A 19,817-nucleotide genomic window follows, 5' to 3' on the forward strand; every position below is an offset into this window, starting at 1 on the left:
GACTACGGTTTTTGCACGGGAATCTTCTTGTCGTCCGCCTTGATGTCGGAAGCGATTTCCGGCTTGGCGCTGATCTTCTCGCCCTTGGCCTCCACCTTGGCCAGTTGCACCGGCAAGCCCTGGAAGTGGTTCAAGGCTTGCTGCAGCTGGAAATCATCCTTGGCGCCGTATTCGAGCGGCTTGCGCTTTTTCGCCGTGGTGATCAGGCGCTGCTCTTGTTCCAGCTGCTCCTGCATGCCTTCCATGGTCGGCTTGGCCGCTTCCGGCTTGCCATCGTTGCTGCTCAAGTGCTTTTCCAGGTCCGCCTCGCGCACGCGCAGGCTGTTCCAGCCGTCGCCTTCTGCTGTTTCATCGACCAGCAAGTCGGGCACGATGCCGCGTGCCTGGATGGCACGGCCTTTCGGCGTGTAATAGCGGGCCGTGGTCAGCTTGACGGCCGTATCGGCCGTGATCTGGCGCAAGGTTTGCACGGAACCCTTGCCGAACGTTTGCGTGCCGATGATGGTGGCACGCTGGTAATCCTGCAAGGCGCCGGCGACGATTTCCGAGGCGGAAGCGGAACCGGCATTGACCAGCACCACCAGCGGCACGGTTTTCAGCGCGGCCGGCAGCTTGGCCAGCGGGTCGGCCCTGGCGCCCGGCGGCGCATAGAATTCGCGGCGGCCATAAAACACTTGTTTCGACTCGGGCAACTGGCCCTTGGTGGAGACGATCACGGCATTACCCGGAAGGAAGGCCGTCGCCACGCCGATGGCGCCCGGCACGACGCCACCGGGATCGTTGCGCAAGTCCAGCACCAGGCCCTTGAGCTTGGGGTCTTGCGCGTAGAGCGCGTTGATCTTTTTGACCATGTCATCGACGGTCGGTTCCTGGAACTGGGCGATGCGCAGCCAGGCATAGCCGGGCGCGACCATCTTGGCCTTCACGCTTTGCACGCGGATTTCCTCGCGCACGATGGGGAAGACCAGCGGCTTACTTTCGCCCTTGCGCGACATCGTCAGCACCAGCTTGGTGCCAGGCTGGCCGCGCATCTTCTTGATGACCTCTTCCAGCTGCAAGCCCTTCAGGGGGATGTTGTCGAGGCGGGTGATCAGGTCGCCCGCCAGGATGCCGGCCTTGGCGGCAGGGCTGTCCTCGATGGGCGAGACGACTTTCACGTAGCCGTCTTCCATGCTCACTTCGATGCCGATGCCGACAAACTTGCCCTGCACGCTTTCGCGCATTTCCTTGAAGGCATTCTTGTCGAGGTAGACAGAATGCGGGTCCAGCGAAGAGACCATGCCGGAAATGGCTTCCGTCAAGAGTTTCTTGTCGTCCACCTTCTCGACATAGTCAGACTTGATCAGGCCGAAGACATCGGACAGCTGGCGCAGCTCGTCGAGCGGCAGCGGGGCATTCGTGATTTTCTGCGCCACGGCCGGGAACTGCAGCGACATGCCGATGCCGGCCAGCACGCCCAGACCGATCAGGCCGATACTTTTGACTTTGATACCCATGTATTCTTCGCAATCTACAAATTCGCTGCCGCAGCAATGGTGGGAACTTAAAACTTCACCCAGGTGGCGGGGTCGAAGGCGCGGCCCTGATGACGCAATTCAAAGTATAGCCCCGATTCCTCGTTGCCGCCGCTGTTGCCCGCGCTGGCAATGGCGTCGCCGCCCTTGACGGCATCGCCTACGCGTTTCAGCAGCGACTGGTTATTGCCATAAATACTCATGTACTGGCCGCCATGGTCGACGATGATCAAATTGCCGAAACCGCGCAGCCAGTCGGAAAACACCACGCGCCCTGCGGCGATGGCGTGGACCTCGCTGCCTTCGCCCGTGCGGATGAACACGCCCTTCCAGCTGGGACCGTCACCGCGCTTGCTGCCGAAGCGGGCGGCGATCCTGCCCGACACGGGCGCGCGCAGCTGCCCTTTCAGGCTGGCAAAGGCGCCGGCCGGCGCGGCCGGGCCCAGGCTTGGGCGTTCCGGCTCCGGCTCCGGCTCCGGCTTCGGCTCGGGCTTGGTCGCCACCTTGGCCACCTGCGGTGGCTCGTCGTCATCGATAGGTTCGAGCTTGACGGGCGGCAGCGGAGTTTGCGGTTTGATCTTGCCCGATTTGTTTTGTTGTTCTTTCGCCAGGCGTTCGCGTTCAGCCTGCGCTTGCGCGGCCCTGGCGCGCGCGGCCAGCAGGCGTTCACGCTTTTCCGCGGCGATCTTGGCGTCGGCGGCCGCTTTGGCGGCGGCCCTTTGCTCGGCCAGCAATTGCTGGCGTTTCTTTTCAGCAGCAGCGGCGGCGGCCTGCTCTTCGATCAGTTTCGCCAGCTTGTCGACCAGGTTGCCCATGCGCTGTTCATCGCGCTCGACATTGCCCACTTCCTTGCGCTGGGCCACCAGGCGCTGCGACAAGCTCGTCAGCAAAGCGGCGCGGCGCGCCTTCTCTTGCACCAGCAGGGCCTTCTGGTCGCGCTCTTCCTGCGCGATTTCTTCCAGTTCATCCTTGGCGTTCTGCACGTCCGCCTGGTTTTTCTCCACCGCCAGCAAGTTGGCGCGCAAGGCGTCGAGCAGGCGCGCCTGCGCCTGCGACACATAGGCCATCAATTGCAAGTCGCGGTTGATGCGGTTCGGATTGTCGCCCGACAAGAGCAGCTTGATGCGATCTTCGTTGCCGGCAACATATTGTTCACGCAGCAACTTTGACAGCTGCGCCTTCTGTTTCGCGACGGTGGCCGTCAGCTGCTGGTGCTCTTGCCCCAGCGCATTGAGTTTCACGCCCGTCTCGCTTTGTTCCTGCGCCAGGTCGCGCAAGGCGCGGTTGGCATTGGAAATGGCTTCTTCCGACTCGGCCAGGGTATCGGCCGCGTCATCCTTGGCGCTTTCCGTGCGGCTGATGTCGCGCTTGAGCGCCGTCAGCTTTTGTTGCAATCCGGCACGTTGAGCTTCCGCGGCCGCTTTCTGCTTGCTGCGTTCGGTGGGCTTGGCACCCTGTGCGGCGCCGCTCGACAACAGCAGCGCTGCGCACAGCATGGCACCGGCGCGCCACGCCGGCAGGGGTCGTTCAGCAGAGGGGGCGATTGCTGTGCCGCGGAAGAAAGACAACAAGTTACTTGGCCTTCCCTTGGTTCGCCACGGCCGCTTGCGCTGCCGCAATCGCTGCCGGGTCGCCCAGGTAGTAATGGCGGATCGGTTTCAGGTCGGCGTCCAGTTCATACACGAGCGGCTGGCCGTTGGGAATGTTCAGGCCCACGATATCGCTGTCGCTGATGCCATCGAGCATCTTGATCAACGCGCGCAGGCTGTTGCCGTGAGCCGAAATGATGATTTTCTTGCCGGCGCGGATGGCCGGGGCGATTTCCTCATCCCAGGCCGGCATCACGCGCGCCACGGTGTCTTTCAGGCATTCGGTCAGCGGGATAGACGCTTTCGGCAAGCCGGCGTAGCGCGGATCGTTGAACGAGGCGCGGTCGTCGTCTTCGGCCAGCGGCGGCGGCGGCGTGTCGTAGCTGCGGCGCCATACCAATACTTGCTCGTCACCATACTTGGCGGCCGTCTCGCCCTTGTCCAGGCCTTGCAGGGCGCCGTAGTGGCGCTCGTTCAAGCGCCAGTCGTTCTTGATCGGCAGATACATCATGTCCATCTCGTCGAGCGCCAGCCACAGGGTGCGGATGGCGCGCTTCAAGACCGAAGTGTAGGCCACGTCGAACGTAAAACCTTCCTGCTTGAGGATCTGGCCGGCGGCCTTGGCTTCGTTGATGCCCTTTTCCGTCAGATCGACGTCGGTCCAGCCAGTGAAGCGGTTATCGAGGTTCCAGGTGGACTCGCCGTGACGCATGAAAACGATTTTGTACATAGTTCTATCTTCTCAAGGGGTTCAAATCAAAAAAGCAAAACGTAAAAAGACCTCGTCCAGCTTCTATTTTATAATGCGCGGATTGACTTAAACCATTGGACCCTACGTGAAATTCATTATCGACCACATTTTTCTGTTTGCCATCGTCATTATTTCCGGCGGCGCCCTCCTCTGGCCACTGCTGTCGATGCGCGGCAAGCGCGCGACCGTGCTGGAAGTGACGCAACTGATCAACCGTGGCAAGAGCATCATCGTGGACGTGCGCAGCACGGAAGAATTCGCCACGGGCCACTTGCCTGACGCAAAAAATATTCCGCTGCCGGAACTGGCAAAACGCCTGGGCGAGCTGGAAAAATTCAAAACGCGCCCCATTGTAGTGGTTTGCCAGAAAGGTTCGCGTTCGGCAACGGGCGTCGGCCTGCTGGGTAAAGCCGGTTTCGCTGAGGCAACGAGCCTGGAAGGCGGCCTCGACGAGTGGAAAAAGCAGGGTTTGCCATTGAAAACCTTGTCGCTGGCCAAGTAAGCCTGCGCCAGCACTAACATAAGGAGTCATCATGAGTGTCCCAGTAATTGTGTATAGCACCGCCGTGTGCCCGTATTGCGTGCGCGCCGAACGCCTGTTGGAAGCCAAGGGCGTGGCCGTGCAAAAGATCCGCGTCGACCTCGACCCGGAAGAGCGCATCAAGATGATGGAACGCACGGGCCGTCGCACGGTGCCGCAAATCTATGTGGGCGATACCCACGTGGGCGGATTCGACGATTTGTATGCGCTCGATCAAGCCGGCAAGCTGGACCCCTTGTTAAATGGGACGGCAGCCTGATATAAAGCGGGTTCGAGAAATTGCTTGGTTTTTTGTCGTATTGTTTTGATACAATTGCCCTCGCACCTGATCTGGCCGTGCCTATCCGGCACGGTTTGAATACCGCAAGTACCATATTTGAACGGTGTGCCGTTCTTGTCCTTTACAACGAAAGCGTTCCATGTCCGACGAAAATCTGCAACCAGTCTTCCAAATCCAACGCGTCTACCTGAAAGACATGTCGCTGGAACAACCAAATTCCCCAGCTATTTTCCTGGAACAAGAAGCGCCAGCGATCGAAGTAGCTCTGGACGTGGGCGCTGCGCCTCTGGCCGACGGCATCTTTGAAGCCACCGTGACCATCACCGTGACCGCCAAAGTCGGCGAAAAAGTCGCTTTCCTGGTTGAAGGCAAGCAAGCTGGTATCTTCGAAGCACGCAACATTCCTGCCGATCAACTCGATCCGCTGCTGGGAATCGGCTGCCCGAACATCATCTACCCTTACCTGCGCGCCAACATCGCCGACGTGATCACCCGTGCCGGCTTCCCGCCAGTGCACCTGGCCGAGATCAACTTCGAAGTGTTCTACCAACAACGTCTGCAAGCTATTGCTGACGCCGCTGCAGCTGCCCCGGCAGCCGACGCGACGACGCACTAAGCTTCAGGCAAGACCCCGCCAGCTTTCAAGGCTGGCCTGACACGGCGGCCTGGCCGCCGTGTTTCGTTAAGGTTCAAAAATATCATGTTGAAAAGTGCGCTCTTGAGCAAGTTCCGCTGGATAGCCGGCGCCGTGCTGCTGCTGGCAACCGCCACCAGCCACGCCGTCGATTTCAAAACGGTGGGCGCCGCTCCCGTGATCCTGTACGACGCGCCATCCGCCAAGGGCGGCAAGCTGTACGTGGCGCCACGCGGCATGCCGCTGGAAGTGGTGCTCAGCTACGGCGAATGGGTCAAGGTACGCGACGCCAGCGGCGAAATGGCCTGGACGGAAGCCAAGGGCCTGTCGGCCAAACGCAATGTCGTGGCGCGCGCCGCGAACCTGAAGGTACGCGCCAGCCCCGACGACACCGCCTCACCCATCATCCTCGTCGACAAGGGCGTGCTACTGGAAATGAGCGAGCAAGCGAGCTCCGGCTGGGTCAAGGTGCGCCATAAGGATGGCCAGAGCGGCTACGTCAAGACCAGCGAAGTGTGGGGCCTGTAAGCACCGCCGGATTCATCCGGGCACCGGCCAGCCGCGCCGTGCCCCTCCCCCTGCCAGACTGAGGTTGCATGCAAGTTTCCCCTGAAAACACTCCCGATACCGCCGCATCCACCAAGGCCGCCCCGTACCGCATTACCGTGCTGGGCGCCGGCGCCTGGGGCACGGCCGTGGCCATGGCCCTGGCCGGGCGCCACGACGTGCTGTTGTGGGGCCGCAATGGGGAAGCCATGGCCGCCATGGCTGCCAGCGGCGAAAACAGTTATCTGCCGGGTTTCACATTACCGCCACAACTGCGCATCAGCGCCGATTTCGATGCTGCCGTCGCGCATGCCAGCGGCGAACACAGCCTGCTGATCGCCGCCTGCCCCGTGGCGGGCTTGCGGCCGATGCTGCAGCAATTGAAAGACAAGGGCATCGGCAAGCTGGTATGGCTATGCAAAGGCTTTGAAGGCGGCACGGGAATGTTGCCGCACCAGATCGTGCAGGAAGTGCTGGGCGACACGGTGGCCGGCGGCGCCCTGTCCGGACCCTCGTTCGCGCAGGAAGTAGCGCGTGGCTTGCCATGCGCGCTGACCATCGCCTCGCACAGCACCGCCTTGCGCAGCGCCGTCGTATCGGCCTTGCATGGCGGCACCATCCGTGTGTATGCCAGCGAAGATCTGGTAGGCGTGGAAGTGGGCGGCGCCGTCAAGAACGTGCTGGCGATCGCCACCGGCGTGGCCGACGGCCTGGGCCTGGGCTTGAATGCGCGCGCCGCGCTGATCACGCGTGGCCTGGCGGAAATCACGCGCCTGGGCACGGCCCTGGGTGGCCAGACGGAAACGTTCATGGGCTTGACAGGCATGGGCGACTTGATTCTGACGTGCACGGGCGACCTGTCGCGCAACCGCCGGGTCGGCCTGGGACTGGCGCAAGGCAAGGCGCTGGCCACCATCGTGGCCGAACTTGGCCATGTGGCCGAAGGCGTGCCCTGCGCCAGGGCCGTGCGCGAACTGGCGCGCCGCATGGGCGTCGACATGCCGATCACCAATGCGGTGGCCGGCGTGCTGTTCGATGGGGATTTGCCACAGCTGATGGTGCAGCAGTTGCTGTCGCGCGATCCACGCGCTGAGGCCGCCTGAGGTGGCCTGAAGCGCCAGGAAAAACTAGCGCCCCGCCTTGGCCAGCAAGATCGTCAGCAGTACCAGACTGTCTTCGCGCGCGGCCAGTGCATGCGCCTGGCCCCCGTGCAGGTACAGCAGCTGCCCCGGGCCCAGTAGCTGCTCTCCGCCATGCGCTGTCACCGCCACCTGCCCTTGAAGGCATAGCAGGGTGATTTCACCGAGCACATGATGCTCGGGCATGGTCTTGCCCTTGGGCATGCACATGCGGATCAATTCCAGTTCATCCGTCTTGGCCAGCGCAATGGCGGAAAACTGCGACAGGTCATCGCCATCCCTGCGCAGCACCTCGATCACCTGTCCTGAACTTGCGTGCTCCAGTGCCATCATGTGCTCCTTCAACAATTACTCGGTGACTTCCTCCGGCTCTTTCGCGCCGCGCATCCACTCGACCAGCGGCCACGCATCCTGCAAGCCTTGCGCCAGGGTAGGCAGCAGTTTCTCGGGCTCGTTGACAGGCAGCGGCACTTCGGTCCAGACAAAAAAGCTCTTCAGCTTGATGAATTCGATATGTTCGGCATCCGCCTCGAAACCCTTGGGCGGGCGCTGCAACTTGCCCTCGTTCTGGATGCTGCCGAAACGGGCTTTTAAGCGCTTATTTTTCAGCACTTTGGAAAAACCTGGCGCGTCGTTGACCATGTGTTCGCGCAGCGCCTTCAGGCGGCCGGGGGGCGGCATGTATTCGCCGGCACCGAACAGCAAGTTGCCCTCGCCATCGATCTGCAGATAATACGTGGGGCCGCCCGCCTTGCTGGGACGGCGCATGTCGTTTGGCGCGATGGCGGCCGAGAACCGCGTCTTGTACGGGCTCTTGTCGTGCGCGAAACGCACGTCGCGGTTGATGCGGAACAAGGCCTTCTTCGGATTGCAGTACTTCACGGCCGGGTCAAACTTGCCCAGCTCACCGATCAGGCTAGTCACCAGGGCGAGGAATTCCTCGCGCAAGATGTCATAGCGGGGCTTGTTCATGACAAACCAGGGACGGTTATTGTTGTCGCTCAGTTCACGTAAAAATTGGGTCAAATCACGCACATGCATGTGTCAAATTCCGATCAGCAACTATTTGGAAAGCTCTTTCGGAAGGGGGCGCTTGCCCACCATCACGTCGAGGGCCGCTTCGCGATTCTTGCGCAGCACCGTCATTTTAGCTTTTCCGCCGGGCGGCAGTTGGGCGATCAGGTTGAGCATTTCCGTCGTGTCGCCGACGGGCTTGCCTTCCACCGTCAGCAGGATGTCGCCGGGCACGATGCCCGCCTTGTCGGCCGGGCCGTTGCGCACCACGCCGGCGATGATGGCGCCGCTTGAGCGCTGCAAGTTGAAGCTTTGCGCCAGCTCGGGCGTGATGTCCTGCGTTTCCACGCCGATCCAGCCGCGCACCACGTGGCCATCCTTGATGATGGCTTCCATCACCGTCTTGGCCGTCGAGACGGGTATGGCGAAGCCGATGCCGACGGAGCCGCCGCTTTGCGAGTAAATCGCCGTATTGATGCCGATCAGGTTGCCGCGTGTATCGACCAGGGCACCGCCCGAATTGCCAAAGTTGATGGCCGCATCCGTCTGGATGAAGTTTTCAAAGCTGTTGATGTGCAGGTTGTTGCGGCCCAGGGCGGAGATGATGCCCATGGTCACCGTCTGCCCCACGCCGAATGGGTTGCCGATGGCCAGCACCACGTCGCCCACGCGCGCCAGTTCCGACTGGCCCAGCACGATGACGGGCAGTTTGTCGAGGTCGATCTTGATCACGGCCAGGTCCGTTTCCGGGTCCAGGCCCACTACCTTGGCCGGCGCCTTGCGCCCGTCGGTGAGCACCACTTCGATTTCGTCGGCGCCTTCGACCACGTGGTTGTTGGTCAGCACATAGCCTTCATGGCTGACGATGACGCCGGAACCGAGACTGTTTTTCAAGTCATCATCATCCTCGCCGTCCGGGTCGCGGTCGCCGAAGAAACGTTTAAAGAAGGGATCGCGCGCCAGCGGATGGGCGCCGCGCTTGGGTACTTGCAAGGTGAGGATGTTGACGACGGCGGGCATGGCGCGCGCCGCCGCCTCGCGGTAGGAACCGGGCGACAGGCTGCTCGAGGCCGTTTCCACCACGGGCACCGGCTTGGCGGCTGAACCCAGCTGCTGTACCCGGCTGGCCGGGCGCAACGCGCCGTACACAAAATACAGCGCCAGCGCGATGGTCACGGTTTGCGCAAACAATAACCAGAATCGTCGCATAGAGTTCTCTGCCCAGGTCAGCCGGCCGGTGCCGGAACGACTTATTTTGCCAGATCGTTGCTATTCTGTCCGTTCTTCTGCAGGGAGTCGCGGATTTCACGCAGCAACACGATGTCTTCCGACGTGACGGCGTCCGGCGTCGGGACCGGCGAGGCCGCTTCGCGGCGGCGGGCCTTGTTCATCAGGCGGACCATCTGGAAGATGATGAAGGCAAGAATGACGAAATTGAGCAAAATGGTCAGGAAGTTGCCGTAGGCCAGCACGGCGCCCGCCTTTTTCGCTTCCACCAGGGTCATCGTCGAGACTTGACCATTCAGGGGCAGGTAGTAATTGGCAAAATCGAGGCCGCCGAAAATACGGCCGATGGGTGGCATGATCACGTCTTGTACCAGGGAATCGACAATCTTGCCGAAGGCGCCACCGATAATGACACCGACCGCCAGATCGACGACGTTACCCTTCATTGCAAATTCTTTAAATTCTTGCATCATTGCCATGAATTTCTCCTTCGGATAGATATAAAAACATGCCGATCATACTATTGATTCCTGGGGATACCAACTTGTGGTTGTCGTCAGGACCAATTCCGGCACAGCCTGGTGCATCTAGTTCGAAAGAACTAGCCACCTCCTGCAAAAGTATATAAATTATGGTACAAGCAACGTTTTTGTTTTATTCGTTGTTTGCTTCACTTATAATTTGCGGTTGCCAGAAGTGGCTTTTTCACTTCCGGATAATCAACAAGAAACTGGCACGGGCTGCGCCATTGGCCGAAGTTCCGCAGGGATGTTGCCAATTTACCGTACAAAGATGCGGGTTGCGGCAATCAGTGGGAAAGAGCTTCGGCGACGGTTTTTTCGCGGCTGCCACTCATAATAAAGATTCGCATTTTGACTGATTGGGGTTTGCATGAGTAACGAAAAGCAGGTCGATTCAGGCCGTCGCGGCTTGCTCGTCGCCACGTGCGCGGCGGGCAGTGTAGTTGGATTGGCAACCGCGGGAGCCTTGGTAAGCACCTTCCAGCCGTCGGAGCGCGCGAAAGCGGCTGGCGCGCCGGTCGAAGTAGACATCACCACCTTGCAACCCGGCGAAATGCGCACCGTCGAATGGCGCGGCAAGCCGGTCTGGATCCTGAAGCGCACGCCGGAAATGGTCGCCTCGCTCAAACAAACCGATGGCAAGGTCGCCGATGCCAATTCCCAACGCAACCCCGCCGAGTTCACGCCGTCGTACTGCATGAACGAATGGCGCTCCATCAAGCCTGAAATTCTCGTCGCCGTCGGCATCTGCACCCACCTGGGCTGCTCCCCTTCCTCGAAATTTACCCCTGGCCCGCAACCGTCGCTGCCCGATGACTGGGAAGGCGGCTTCCTGTGCCCTTGCCACGGCTCCACCTTCGACATGGCAGGCCGCGTGTTCAAGAACAAGCCGGCGCCGGACAACCTGCAAGTGCCGCGCCATATGTACCTGAGCGACACCAAATTGCTGATAGGTAAAGACGAGAAAGGCGAGGCTTGATCATGGCTGCTTTCAAAGAAACGAAGTTCCCGGCAGACGCTCCCGTCGCCGAAAAAGCGCTGGGCTGGGTCGATGACCGCTTTCCCCTGACCAAGCTGTGGAATGACCAATGGGGCAAATACTATGCCCCGAAAAACTTCAATTTCTGGTACATCTTCGGCTCGCTGGCCATGCTGGTGCTGGTCTTGCAGATCGTCACCGGCATCTTCCTGACCATGCACTACAAACCGGATGCGGCCCTGGCCTTCAATTCCGTCGAGTACATCATGCGCGAAGTGCCGTGGGGCTGGCTGGTGCGCTACATGCACTCGACAGGCGCCTCCGCCTTCTTCATCATCGTCTACCTGCACATGACGCGCGCCCTGCTGTACGGCTCGTACCGCAAGCCACGTGAGTTGATCTGGCTGTTCGGTTTCGCCATCTTCCTGTGCCTGATGGCCGAAGCGTTCTTCGGCTACCTGCTGCCATGGGGCCAGATGTCGTACTGGGGCGCACAAGTGATCGTCAACCTGTTTGGCGCCATCCCCTTCATCGGCCCTGACCTGTCGCTGTGGATCCGCGGCGACTACGTCGTCTCCGACGCAACCCTGAACCGCTTCTTCGCCTTCCACGTGATCGCCATCCCGCTGGTACTGCTGGGCTTGGTTGCAGCGCACTTGATCGCCCTGCATGAAGTCGGCTCCAGCAACCCGGACGGCATCGAAGTGAAAGAAAACCTGGGCGCCGATGGCCACCCGGTCGATTCGATTCCTTCGCATCCTTACTACACCGTGCATGACCTGTTCGGCGTGTCGATCTTCCTCGTCATTTTCAGCGCCGTCGTCTTCTTCGCGCCGGAAATGGGCGGTTACTTCCTGGAATACAACAACTTCCTGCCTGGCGATTCGCTGAAAACCCCGCTGCATATCGCGCCAACCTGGTACTTCACGCCGTTCTACTCGGTGCTGCGCGCCACCACGGCCGACTTCATGTATGTGCTGATGGGTGTCGTGGCCGCCTACGTGGTATTCATCTGGCTCAAGTCGCGCCTGTCGACGACCGTCAAGTCCATCATCGCCGGCATCGCCATCGTCGCCATCATCGGCATGCTGCCGCAGGTGCTGGACGCGAAATTCTGGGGCGTGGTGTTCTTTGGCGGTTCCGTCGTGATCCTGGCCTTCCTGCCATGGCTCGACCATTCGCCAGTGAAATCGATACGCTACCGTCCGAGCTGGCACAAATATGTGTACGCCATCTTCGGCCTGTCGTTCCTGATCCTCGGCTACCTCGGCACCCAGGCGCCAACGGATACGAAAACCATCGTGTCGCAAGTGTGCACACTGATTTACTTCAGTTTTTTCCTGCTGATGCCATGGTGGAGTGCAATGGGCAAGTTCAAGACCGTGCCGTCGCGTGTGACGTTTCACCCGCACTAAGCCGCTCTCACGCCACGCTCAAAGGACCTTACATGAAATTTTCAAAAAAACTGCTCGCCATCCTGGCCTTCGTGCCCGCCATGGCCCTCGCCAGCGAAGGCGGCTTTCCGCTGGACAAGGCGCCTGACCGCCAGACCAACATGGCAGCGCTGCAACATGGCGCCAAATTGTTCGTCAATTATTGTTTGAATTGCCACGCCGCCGTGTCGATGCGCTACAACCGCCTGCGCGACCTGGGCTTGACGGAAGACCAGATCAAGCAAAATCTGTTGTTCTCCGGTGATAAAGTAGGCGACTTGATGACGACAAGCCTGGCACCGCAGGACGCCAAGGCTTTCTTTGGCGTCGTACCGCCGGATTTGTCGGTAATTTCGCGCGCGAAATCATCTTCCGCTGGCACAGGCGGCGACTACCTGTATACTTACCTGCGTACGTTCTATAAAGACGACACTCGGCCGACCGGCTGGAACAACATGGTCTTGCCGAATGTTGCCATGCCGCATGTATTATGGGAATTGCAAGGTGTCCAGACTGCCAAGTTCGTGGAAGAGACGGATCCCCACGAGCCAGGCAAGAAGATCCACAAATTTGCCGGCTTCGAGCAGGTCAAGCCAGGCACGTTGAACAAGATCGAGTATGACAATGCGGTAGCCGACCTGGTCGGCTACATGGAGTGGATGGCCGAACCGGCACAGCAAACACGCAAGCGCCTTGGCGTGTGGGTGCTGCTGTTCCTGTCGGTCTTTGCTCTGCTGGCATGGCGCCTTAACGCGTCGTTCTGGAAGGAAGTCAAATAAGTGAGGCGCCGGCCGTAGGCCGGTTTATGCCTGTTTCTGCGTTGTCCGCATGAGTGGACAAGCGACCTGGGGTGAGCCGTTCGCGGCTTCACCCCCTTTGTTTCTAAGGAACTATAAAAAATGATGGTTCTCTATTCGGGTACAACCTGCCCATTTTCGCAACGCTGCCGCCTGGTCCTGTTTGAAAAAGGCATGGACTTCGAAGTGCGCGACGTCGACCTGTTCAACAAACCGGAAGATATTTCGACCATGAACCCGTATGGCCAGGTGCCTATCCTGGTCGAGCGCGAACTGATCCTGTATGAATCGAACATCATCAACGAGTACATCGATGAGCGCTTCCCGCATCCACAATTGATGCCGGCCGATCCGCTGATGCGTGCCCGCGCGCGCCTGATGCTGTTCAATTTCGAAAAAGAGCTGTTCGTGCACGTGCACGTGCTGGAAAGCGAACGCGCCAAGAGCAACGACAAGGCCCACGACAAGGCACGCGCGGAAATCCGCGACCGCCTGACGACCCTGGCGCCGCTGTTCCTGAAAAACAAGTACATGCTGGGCGACGAATTCTCGATGCTCGACGTGGCTGTCGCGCCGCTGCTGTGGCGCCTGGACCACTACGGCATCGAACTGTCGAAGACGGCCGCACCGCTGATGAAATACGCCGAACGCATCTTCTCGCGTCCTGCGTACATCGAAGCGCTGACGCCATCCGAGAAAGTCATGCGCCGCTAAAAGATCTTCCCGGCAGGCAGCGTCTGCCGGGATATCTGTGTCTTTTGAAATACCGGTGCGCCCGCCTCATGCTTGACGCAGGGCGCTCCCGCCTCACAGTGCCTACCATGTCTGAAATCTCAACCAAACCTTATATGCTGCGCGCCATCTACGAGTGGTGCACCGACAGCGGCTACACGCCTTATCTTGCGGTCAAAGTCGATTCGCGCACCACGGTACCGATGGAGTACGTGAAGAAGGGTGAAATCGTGCTCAACATCAGCTTCGGCGCCACCAGCGGCCTGAAGATGGACAATGACGCCATCCGCTTCCACGCCCGCTTTGGCGGCGTCTCGCGCGAAATCTACGTGCCGGTCGACAACGTGATGGCCATCTACGCCAACGAAAACGGCCAGGGCATGGCCTTCGAGCCCGTGCTGGGCAACGATGATCCCGATGCGCAACCGACGGACAGCCCCGCCTCCAGCGACGTCCCGCCCCCAGTGCTGGCCCCCGCCGCCAGCACTCCGACCCTGTCGTCCGTGCCGACCAGCTCCCCCGAACAACGCGACAACGCCACGCCAGGTGACGACGAACCACCAAAAAAAGGCAGCCGCCCGACCCTGACACGCATTAAATAGCGTATAATTCGCAACGCGCAGTTTTTGCCGACTTAGCTCATTTGGTAGAGCAGTTGATTTGTAATCATCAGGTGGCCAGTTCGAAACCGGCAGTCGGCACCAATAAATTCAAGCACTTAGCCCAATCCTCAGGATTGGGCTTTTTGCTTTCTGGACGCCATGTAACCCCTGTGTAACCCGGCTTGATCAATCAAGCCGGAAGGGCCAGCGGCCTGTCGCACCAAGCACAGGCGATCGAAGAGCCAAAACGGCTCTTATCGCATGCACAGCTGCGACGCCCTTCTCTCAAGCACCAAGAGCGCGACGGATACCTGCGAGGTCGCTGGCTATGGAAGTGGATCACCGAAAATCGGCAGCTTGGGTCGTAAACTCGTCGGAGCACCCGGTATTAAGACCGATGAGTTTAGGAGTCAGAGCTTACACAAAAGACTGTTGGCATAGTTGCAGTGTCTGGCTGCCAGCCTTTTGTCTGAGTGCCGGGAGTAAGCCCGGATGAACAATTCTCTCTGAAAGATCAGGAGAATCCTGTTGAGCGCACCTAATACCAATGACGGCAAAAGTAGTTCAACGATGGCATTGAAATCTGACCCAGCTACCGTTTGAAAATTTGCGCTAATCGGAGTCTGCGCCATATGCCATTCGTAAAATCCGATGGCGTTCTTGCATGCTGCGTTTAGGGCAGTCATGGCACATTTCCCCATCAGCGCGACGAAAATGTTGGCAGCAGGATTTTCTGCATAAGGCAAGGCGTGGTTCTTGCTCTTCCATTTTTACTTCTATCACTGCATCAGCGCAGGGCAGTTGCAGCGCCTCAAACCATTGTTGGCTCCAGTATTTTATGTCGTTATTGGGTATCGTCTTTCGATGTTGCTGGGCATGTAGCAGTGCCGACGTTACGCAATCGGCCTCCAGCATATTGGCTAGTTTTTCTGATAGCTTGATGTGCTTGCGTAATGCGATATATAGCGAATCGCGCAGTACGACGATGTTTGTTGCTGCGGTCTTAATCAAGCTCTCGTTTTTTGCTGTATGCAGCGTTTGCTGTGGAAGGGAAAATCCAGCAACATAGCCAGGGTGCAACGTTTGCTTCATTCCGCTCAGACTCGGTACACAGTGCGCTAAATGTGTGCTGAGCACGCAAAAATATACCGGCTGCCATATCAACAGGTTCCAGCAACGACACGACCAGTAATGCGGGCCTGCTTCCGGGTAGTTACTTTGCAAAAATTGATACAACTGTCGTACTGCCGATGCAGGCTCATGATCGACATCAATTGTTATGGGATGGGATTGCCCAAGGTGACCTGCGATCTTACCGTCCAGGCCAGGCAGAACCTGGCTGATCATGGCGAATAATTCTTGCAGCGACATGAAACCTCATGAAAGCATGACAACGTTGAAAAAGCCGCTGAGCAGGGTGCATAGCTTGCGTTATGCACCCTGGTGTTTGCGCTGATCTGTCTGATCAGAAGCGTTTGCGCAGCGTAGCGTTGATGTTGCGCGGCTTGCCATACTGATATTGGTCGTATTGGCCCAGCTGCGAGTAGTAAGTCTTGTCGAATACGTTTTCCACATTCACCGCGAGCGACAGCTGCTTGTCAAACTCGTAGCGCGCCATCAGATTCCATAATGCGTAAGCACCTTCTTCCAGCTTGACCTTGCTGCGATCAGGTCGATTGACGATGTTGCTGTTCTGACTTTGCCAGTTGGCGCCGCCGCCCAAGGTCAGCTGATTCCATGCGCCTGGGAGCTGGTAGCTGCTGAAAAGTTTGAATTGACGGCGTGGCAGGGTGGTACTGAGTGCCTGCCCTTTATCGTCATGGCTGGAAAATACCGTGTAGCCAGCAGTCAGGTTCCAGCCCTTGGCTAACTGGCCGGAAATTTCTGTTTCGAAACCGCGTGTCTTACCACTGCCGACACTTTGATAGACCTGTACGCGTCCCGGCAGATACTGTCCAGGTACAGCTTGCGCTATGTTTTGGCGATCAATATCAAACACGGCGGCAGAGACATTGACTGCATTGTCCAGCAAGGCTGCTTTGACGCCGATCTCCCGGTTCTGTCCAATTTCTGGTACCAGTGCCTTGGCATTGGCATCGAGCACGGTTTGCGGTGTGAAGATATCCGTATAACTGGCATAGACCGACGTGGTATCGGTGACGGCATAATTGATGCCACCATAGAAGGAGAACTCGTTGTAGTCAGCATCGCTACGCGTACCGAAGTTGTTAGTCTTGCTTTGGTAGTTGGTGAAGCGTCCGCCGAGAATGAGCGATAGCGGGTCGGTCAGCGACAGTTGCGTAACAGTGTAAAGTGCCTGCTGTTTGTTGCGGCCATCGGAGCCGGTCGAGCTGGTCGAACTCCATGCAGGCTCTGCTATGCCATAGCCTGAAGTGAGGAAATTACCCAGTGGTGGCAGTGCTGCGCTGGGGTAGTAATACGGCGTATTAAAGTTTTGCTCGTTGAGATTCAAGCCCACATTGAGCTTATGCTGGCGGCCCAACAATGGGTAATTTCCACTCAGGCGCAGGTCGCCAGCGTGTTGAATGCGTGTCGCTTCAATCTTACTGAAGGCACCACTGTTTAAACCCAAATTGGTTTGCGCATTCGGTGTGCCGTAGACGTAGGCATTATTCATCTCCAGTTGGTTGTGACCGTAAGCAAAGCTGGCTTGCAGTTGCCAATTTTCGTTGAGCGTATGTCTGAGGCTGGCAAATGCATTGAACGCAGTGGTGCCTGATGTAGACCAGGGCTGCGCAGTGGAGGCCGAGCGCGGATAATTGGTTCTGCTGCCATCACTATAGAACAGCGGTAAGCCACCCGATATCGTGCCGTGAGTACGATTTTTTTGATAATCCATACCGACTGTGAGGAGCGTATCGCTGCTCAGGTCAGTTTCGATCACGCCATAGAGAACGTCGCGCTGTTGCCGGTAACGGTCGAGGAAAGACTGGTTCTCCTGATGCGCGCCGACCAGGCGCCCACGCACACTGGCGCTGGCATTGATAGGGCCGGCAACATCGACTTCGCTGCGCCAGGCATTCCACGAACCCAGCCCCAGCAAGGCACTCCCCTGGAAATCAGCAGTCGGTTTTTTACGAATCAGATTGACCGAGGCAGAGGGATTGCCGGGGCCAGTGGTCAGGCCAGTAGCGCCGCGCACGACTTCCACACGGTCGTACAGCGCGGTGTCCATCGCATTGTCGCCGTAGTTAAAACGGGTGTCGTAGAAGGTGGGGACGCCATCGTACAAAATGTTAGTAATGCTCATGCCGCGTGAAAACAGACTGAAACGGTCTGCCTCGTATTGTTTGGCACTCAAGCCCGTCGTGGCATTGATGACATCAATCACGCGTTCGAGCCGTTGGTCTTGCAAGCGTTGGTAAGTGATCACACTGACCGATTGCGGTGTATCTCGCAGGGACAGATCAAGACCAGTTGCACTGGAAGCTATGGGCGCGGTGTAGGACTGCGAATCTTCAGTCGTCGTTGAGGATGCCCGTTTGGCCGTGACGATAATCGGGGTTAGCACGACAGGATCGGACCTCGTTTCGGCGCGAGCGGCAGCTAGTTCTGTCAGGCTGGTGCTGGCCAATAATAAACCGATGACTTTGCGTGTTTTAGCGCGCTTCATTAATCTGACTCTCTTTCTTGAATAGGAAGTGGATGGTTATGCTCGTTGCGATTGTTCATATCTGCTCACTGACTCAAGCCTCATTGCGTAGGCGGAACTGGTGTAATGGGTTGTCGAGCATGCCGGCAAATTTCAGATTTTTTTCTCTGTCATCCAGATCTATCATTTGCTGGTTGTTATTGAGTTGCAGACGATTGAGGCAGGTACGCACAAAGTTGGGCTTGAACAGATCAAATTGACGATACTTAGCAGCAAACTGAGGGTGACTGCTTTGGTAGTTCGTTACACAGCTTGCTACTGCTTGCCAGAATTGTGTTTCCGGTAAATTTGCTTGCCTGTCGAGCAGGGGTGCCAAGTAGCGGAAGAAGCAGTCAAAAATATCCAGAAAGATGTAATTGATCTTCATATCGTCTTCGATCTTCACTGAGATACGATCCACGCCGGGTGGCAGTTGGCGATCACTGTTAAGTAGGCCAATCTCCTCGGCGATGTCCTTCATGAAGACAAATTGTGGAACGGCGTTTTCCAGAACGATAATCAGGTTTTCACCGTGCGGCATGAATACAAGGTCATAGGCAAAAAAGGCATGCAGAAGCGGTGTCAGATAAGTATCGAGATAGCGCTGCAGCCAGTCGTGGGCATCAAGACCAGAGCGTTTGACCAGTGCCGCAGCCAGCGAGTGGCCCTCATTATCGACATGCAGTAGCGAGGCCATCGTCATCAATTGCTGTCCTGCGCGCAGTTGAGAAACAGGACTCTCGCGCCAAAGGGCTGACAGCATTTTTTTGTACGGCGTATCTTTTTCTACCGCCGCCTCAATATAGCGATTGTGATATCCAATGGAAGCGACCTCACGCAGTACTGTGAAGCGTTTTTCTTTGAAGACACTATCGGCAGCCACCAGTTCTGTGAGCCACTCATTAATTTGCGGCGTGGCGCTCATGTAGTAAGGGGACAGACCGCGCATGAAGCCCATATTCAAAATAGATAGAGAAGTTTTGACGTAGCGACGCTGCGGCTTCGATATATTGAAGAAGGTACGGATAGATTGCTGGGCAAGATATTGGTCTTCGCTACTACCCAGATAGACGATATGCGCGTTCGCGATATCGGCAGCGAAACAGGTCGAGATTTTTTCACGCCACTGCCAGGGATGTACTGGCATGAAGTAGTAGTCGCTGATCTGGCAGTCGGCATCAGCCAGTCTGGATTTGAAGGATGCCAGCGTGGCTTCGGACAGCTCCGAGGCCAGCAAAGTGGCATAGTCCAGTTCGCGCACGCTGGAAAATCTGGCATGTGTTTTTGCCACGGCGATCCACTCCAGTTCCAGCGGAGTAGCACTCTCTGGCGCATAGCGTAAAAAATCCTGACTGTCGAAGCCAATACGGCCATTGTTGGCGATAAAAACCGGATGGCCTTCACTCATGCCAGTCTCTACCTGCTGATAAGATGCCTGCACCAGCTCTGCCGAGCTCAGTGTCTGTTTTATCTGCTTGAAGGCTTTGCTGTTAAGTGTGGCGCTGATTTCATCGAGATAAATCGGCAGTTGTTGTGTACTGATGCCCAGCCGGTCTTTAAACTCAATGATCAATGTGAGTGCATCGAGCGCAACTTCCGTATCGTGTTGAAATTTGCGAATGGACTGCGGCACGATATCCAAATGATCGAGCTCGTAACGCTGTGCAGTAAACACGTAACTGATCTCTTGAGTGCTGATATCTACGCGGTAGGTATTGGTCTCTTTTTGCGGTAACACCTCCAGCAGTTTTTCATGTGCAAACTCACTCAGTATTTTGCGTACCAGGTGACGATTTGCCTGTGCCCAGTTAGCACTGTTGAGATGGCTGAGTGGCTGTTGCAGAGTGGGAATGCTGATATCCATTG

Annotated in this window: 20 protein-coding genes and 1 tRNA gene; 11 read left to right on the plus strand and 10 right to left on the minus strand. The window is 57.7% G+C overall.

Translation table 11 applies throughout. The features are described 5' to 3' along the window. Positions 1-2: 2 nt before the first annotated feature. The 3 genes from K0F85_RS24930 to gpmA all read right to left on the minus strand — a co-directional run bounded on the left by K0F85_RS24930 (position 3) and on the right by gpmA (position 3,833). The gene (locus K0F85_RS24930) at positions 3-1,496 is read right to left on the minus strand and encodes a S41 family peptidase (RefSeq protein ID WP_219118553.1); all 1,494 of its coding nucleotides are present in this window, start codon (positions 1,494-1,496) and stop codon (positions 3-5) included. A gap of 47 nt (positions 1,497-1,543) precedes the next feature. Continuing rightward, positions 1,544-3,010, minus strand: a complete 1,467-nt coding sequence (locus K0F85_RS24935) for a murein hydrolase activator EnvC (RefSeq protein ID WP_219118554.1) — start codon at positions 3,008-3,010, stop codon at positions 1,544-1,546. Between the two features lie 76 nt (positions 3,011-3,086). Beyond that, positions 3,087-3,833, minus strand: a complete 747-nt coding sequence (gene gpmA / locus K0F85_RS24940; protein ID WP_219118555.1) for a 2,3-diphosphoglycerate-dependent phosphoglycerate mutase — start codon at positions 3,831-3,833, stop codon at positions 3,087-3,089. Between the two features lie 106 nt (positions 3,834-3,939). Between gpmA and K0F85_RS24945 the strand changes: the two genes are divergently transcribed. From K0F85_RS24945 to K0F85_RS24965, 5 genes are all read left to right on the plus strand, one after another. After that, entirely contained in the window at positions 3,940-4,356 is a 417-nt protein-coding gene (locus K0F85_RS24945) for a rhodanese-like domain-containing protein (protein WP_219118556.1), read from the plus strand. A gap of 31 nt (positions 4,357-4,387) precedes the next feature. Then, complete coding sequence (gene grxC, locus K0F85_RS24950) at positions 4,388-4,654, plus strand: glutaredoxin 3 (protein WP_219118557.1); 267 nt, start codon at positions 4,388-4,390, stop codon at positions 4,652-4,654. 160 nt (positions 4,655-4,814) lie between these two features. After that, positions 4,815-5,291 (plus strand): protein-export chaperone SecB, encoded by a 477-nt coding sequence (gene secB, locus K0F85_RS24955; protein WP_077398684.1) that lies wholly within the window; start codon positions 4,815-4,817, stop codon positions 5,289-5,291. Positions 5,292-5,375: 84 nt separating this feature from the next. Further along, positions 5,376-5,837 carry an SH3 domain-containing protein gene (locus K0F85_RS24960; RefSeq protein WP_219118558.1) on the plus strand — a complete coding sequence of 154 codons (462 nt, stop codon included), beginning with the start codon at positions 5,376-5,378 and terminating at the stop codon, positions 5,835-5,837. A 68-nt stretch (positions 5,838-5,905) separates the two neighbouring features. Continuing rightward, a complete protein-coding gene (locus tag K0F85_RS24965; RefSeq protein ID WP_219118559.1) occupies positions 5,906-6,958 on the plus strand; it encodes an NAD(P)H-dependent glycerol-3-phosphate dehydrogenase in 1,053 nt (350 codons plus the stop codon). Positions 6,959-6,982: 24 nt separating this feature from the next. Here K0F85_RS24965 and K0F85_RS24970 read toward each other — a convergent pair whose 3' ends face one another. From K0F85_RS24970 to mscL, 4 genes are read right to left on the minus strand one after another with little or no spacing between them, the layout of a single operon-like run. Then, complete coding sequence (locus K0F85_RS24970) at positions 6,983-7,327, minus strand: cupin domain-containing protein (protein ID WP_257638159.1); 345 nt, start codon at positions 7,325-7,327, stop codon at positions 6,983-6,985. A gap of 15 nt (positions 7,328-7,342) precedes the next feature. Then, complete coding sequence (locus tag K0F85_RS24975; protein WP_219118560.1) at positions 7,343-8,035, minus strand: DUF2461 domain-containing protein; 693 nt, start codon at positions 8,033-8,035, stop codon at positions 7,343-7,345. A gap of 21 nt (positions 8,036-8,056) precedes the next feature. Beyond that, positions 8,057-9,217: a Do family serine endopeptidase gene (locus tag K0F85_RS24980; protein WP_219118561.1), complete on the minus strand. Its 1,161-nt coding sequence runs from the start codon at positions 9,215-9,217 to the stop codon at positions 8,057-8,059. A gap of 41 nt (positions 9,218-9,258) precedes the next feature. Continuing rightward, entirely contained in the window at positions 9,259-9,714 is a 456-nt protein-coding gene (gene mscL, locus K0F85_RS24985; RefSeq protein ID WP_306985965.1) for a large conductance mechanosensitive channel protein MscL, read from the minus strand. 412 nt (positions 9,715-10,126) lie between these two features. Here mscL and petA point away from each other — a divergent pair, with 412 nt between their 5' ends. The 6 genes from petA to K0F85_RS25015 all read left to right on the plus strand — a co-directional run bounded on the left by petA (position 10,127) and on the right by K0F85_RS25015 (position 14,401). Next, positions 10,127-10,735: a ubiquinol-cytochrome c reductase iron-sulfur subunit gene (gene petA, locus K0F85_RS24990; RefSeq protein WP_219118562.1), complete on the plus strand. Its 609-nt coding sequence runs from the start codon at positions 10,127-10,129 to the stop codon at positions 10,733-10,735. Between the two features lie 2 nt (positions 10,736-10,737). Next, on the plus strand, positions 10,738-12,150 hold the full coding sequence (locus K0F85_RS24995) for a cytochrome bc complex cytochrome b subunit (RefSeq protein ID WP_219118563.1): 1,413 nt from the start codon (positions 10,738-10,740) through the stop codon (positions 12,148-12,150). Positions 12,151-12,182: 32 nt separating this feature from the next. Then, positions 12,183-12,947 carry a cytochrome c1 gene (locus K0F85_RS25000; RefSeq protein ID WP_219118564.1) on the plus strand — a complete coding sequence of 255 codons (765 nt, stop codon included), beginning with the start codon at positions 12,183-12,185 and terminating at the stop codon, positions 12,945-12,947. 120 nt (positions 12,948-13,067) lie between these two features. Then, on the plus strand, positions 13,068-13,679 hold the full coding sequence (locus K0F85_RS25005) for a glutathione S-transferase N-terminal domain-containing protein (protein WP_010394154.1): 612 nt from the start codon (positions 13,068-13,070) through the stop codon (positions 13,677-13,679). Positions 13,680-13,786: 107 nt separating this feature from the next. Further along, positions 13,787-14,299, plus strand: a complete 513-nt coding sequence (locus K0F85_RS25010; protein ID WP_219118565.1) for a ClpXP protease specificity-enhancing factor — start codon at positions 13,787-13,789, stop codon at positions 14,297-14,299. Positions 14,300-14,325: 26 nt separating this feature from the next. Continuing rightward, positions 14,326-14,401: transfer RNA gene (locus K0F85_RS25015), tRNA-Thr, on the plus strand. A gap of 510 nt (positions 14,402-14,911) precedes the next feature. Here the strand turns inward: K0F85_RS25015 and K0F85_RS25020 are convergent. From K0F85_RS25020 to K0F85_RS25030, 3 genes are all read right to left on the minus strand, one after another. Next, positions 14,912-15,670 carry a siderophore ferric iron reductase gene (locus tag K0F85_RS25020; protein ID WP_219118566.1) on the minus strand — a complete coding sequence of 253 codons (759 nt, stop codon included), beginning with the start codon at positions 15,668-15,670 and terminating at the stop codon, positions 14,912-14,914. A 94-nt stretch (positions 15,671-15,764) separates the two neighbouring features. Next, on the minus strand, positions 15,765-17,933 hold the full coding sequence (locus K0F85_RS25025; protein WP_219118567.1) for a TonB-dependent siderophore receptor: 2,169 nt from the start codon (positions 17,931-17,933) through the stop codon (positions 15,765-15,767). A 73-nt stretch (positions 17,934-18,006) separates the two neighbouring features. Beyond that, on the minus strand, positions 18,007-19,815 hold the full coding sequence (locus tag K0F85_RS25030) for an IucA/IucC family siderophore biosynthesis protein (RefSeq protein WP_219118568.1): 1,809 nt from the start codon (positions 19,813-19,815) through the stop codon (positions 18,007-18,009). Between the last annotated feature and the right edge of the window lie 2 nt (positions 19,816-19,817).

This window comes from Janthinobacterium sp. UMAB-56, from assembly GCF_900095265.1.
Taxonomy (GTDB): domain Bacteria; phylum Pseudomonadota; class Gammaproteobacteria; order Burkholderiales; family Burkholderiaceae_D; genus Janthinobacterium.

Excerpts from the sequence above, each read along its gene's own strand:
- K0F85_RS24930 (WP_219118553.1), bottom strand. The coding sequence starts at position 1,496 with ATGGGTATCAAAGTCAAAAGTATCGGCCTGATCGGTCTGGGCGTGCTG.
- K0F85_RS24935 (WP_219118554.1), bottom strand. The coding sequence starts at position 3,010 with ATGCTGTGCGCAGCGCTGCTGTTGTCGAGCGGCGCCGCACAGGGTGCC.
- gpmA (WP_219118555.1), bottom strand. The coding sequence starts at position 3,833 with ATGTACAAAATCGTTTTCATGCGTCACGGCGAGTCCACCTGGAACCTC.
- grxC (WP_219118557.1), top strand. The coding sequence starts at position 4,388 with ATGAGTGTCCCAGTAATTGTGTATAGCACCGCCGTGTGCCCGTATTGC.
- secB (WP_077398684.1), top strand. The coding sequence starts at position 4,815 with ATGTCCGACGAAAATCTGCAACCAGTCTTCCAAATCCAACGCGTCTAC.
- K0F85_RS24960 (WP_219118558.1), top strand. The coding sequence starts at position 5,376 with ATGTTGAAAAGTGCGCTCTTGAGCAAGTTCCGCTGGATAGCCGGCGCC.
- K0F85_RS24965 (WP_219118559.1), top strand. The coding sequence starts at position 5,906 with ATGCAAGTTTCCCCTGAAAACACTCCCGATACCGCCGCATCCACCAAG.
- K0F85_RS24970 (WP_257638159.1), bottom strand. The coding sequence starts at position 7,327 with ATGATGGCACTGGAGCACGCAAGTTCAGGACAGGTGATCGAGGTGCTG.
- K0F85_RS24975 (WP_219118560.1), bottom strand. The coding sequence starts at position 8,035 with ATGCATGTGCGTGATTTGACCCAATTTTTACGTGAACTGAGCGACAAC.
- K0F85_RS24980 (WP_219118561.1), bottom strand. The coding sequence starts at position 9,217 with ATGCGACGATTCTGGTTATTGTTTGCGCAAACCGTGACCATCGCGCTG.
- mscL (WP_306985965.1), bottom strand. The coding sequence starts at position 9,714 with ATGGCAATGATGCAAGAATTTAAAGAATTTGCAATGAAGGGTAACGTC.
- petA (WP_219118562.1), top strand. The coding sequence starts at position 10,127 with ATGAGTAACGAAAAGCAGGTCGATTCAGGCCGTCGCGGCTTGCTCGTC.
- K0F85_RS24995 (WP_219118563.1), top strand. The coding sequence starts at position 10,738 with ATGGCTGCTTTCAAAGAAACGAAGTTCCCGGCAGACGCTCCCGTCGCC.
- K0F85_RS25000 (WP_219118564.1), top strand. The coding sequence starts at position 12,183 with ATGAAATTTTCAAAAAAACTGCTCGCCATCCTGGCCTTCGTGCCCGCC.
- K0F85_RS25005 (WP_010394154.1), top strand. The coding sequence starts at position 13,068 with ATGATGGTTCTCTATTCGGGTACAACCTGCCCATTTTCGCAACGCTGC.
- K0F85_RS25010 (WP_219118565.1), top strand. The coding sequence starts at position 13,787 with ATGTCTGAAATCTCAACCAAACCTTATATGCTGCGCGCCATCTACGAG.
- K0F85_RS25020 (WP_219118566.1), bottom strand. The coding sequence starts at position 15,670 with ATGTCGCTGCAAGAATTATTCGCCATGATCAGCCAGGTTCTGCCTGGC.
- K0F85_RS25025 (WP_219118567.1), bottom strand. The coding sequence starts at position 17,933 with ATGAAGCGCGCTAAAACACGCAAAGTCATCGGTTTATTATTGGCCAGC.
- K0F85_RS25030 (WP_219118568.1), bottom strand. The coding sequence starts at position 19,815 with ATGGATATCAGCATTCCCACTCTGCAACAGCCACTCAGCCATCTCAAC.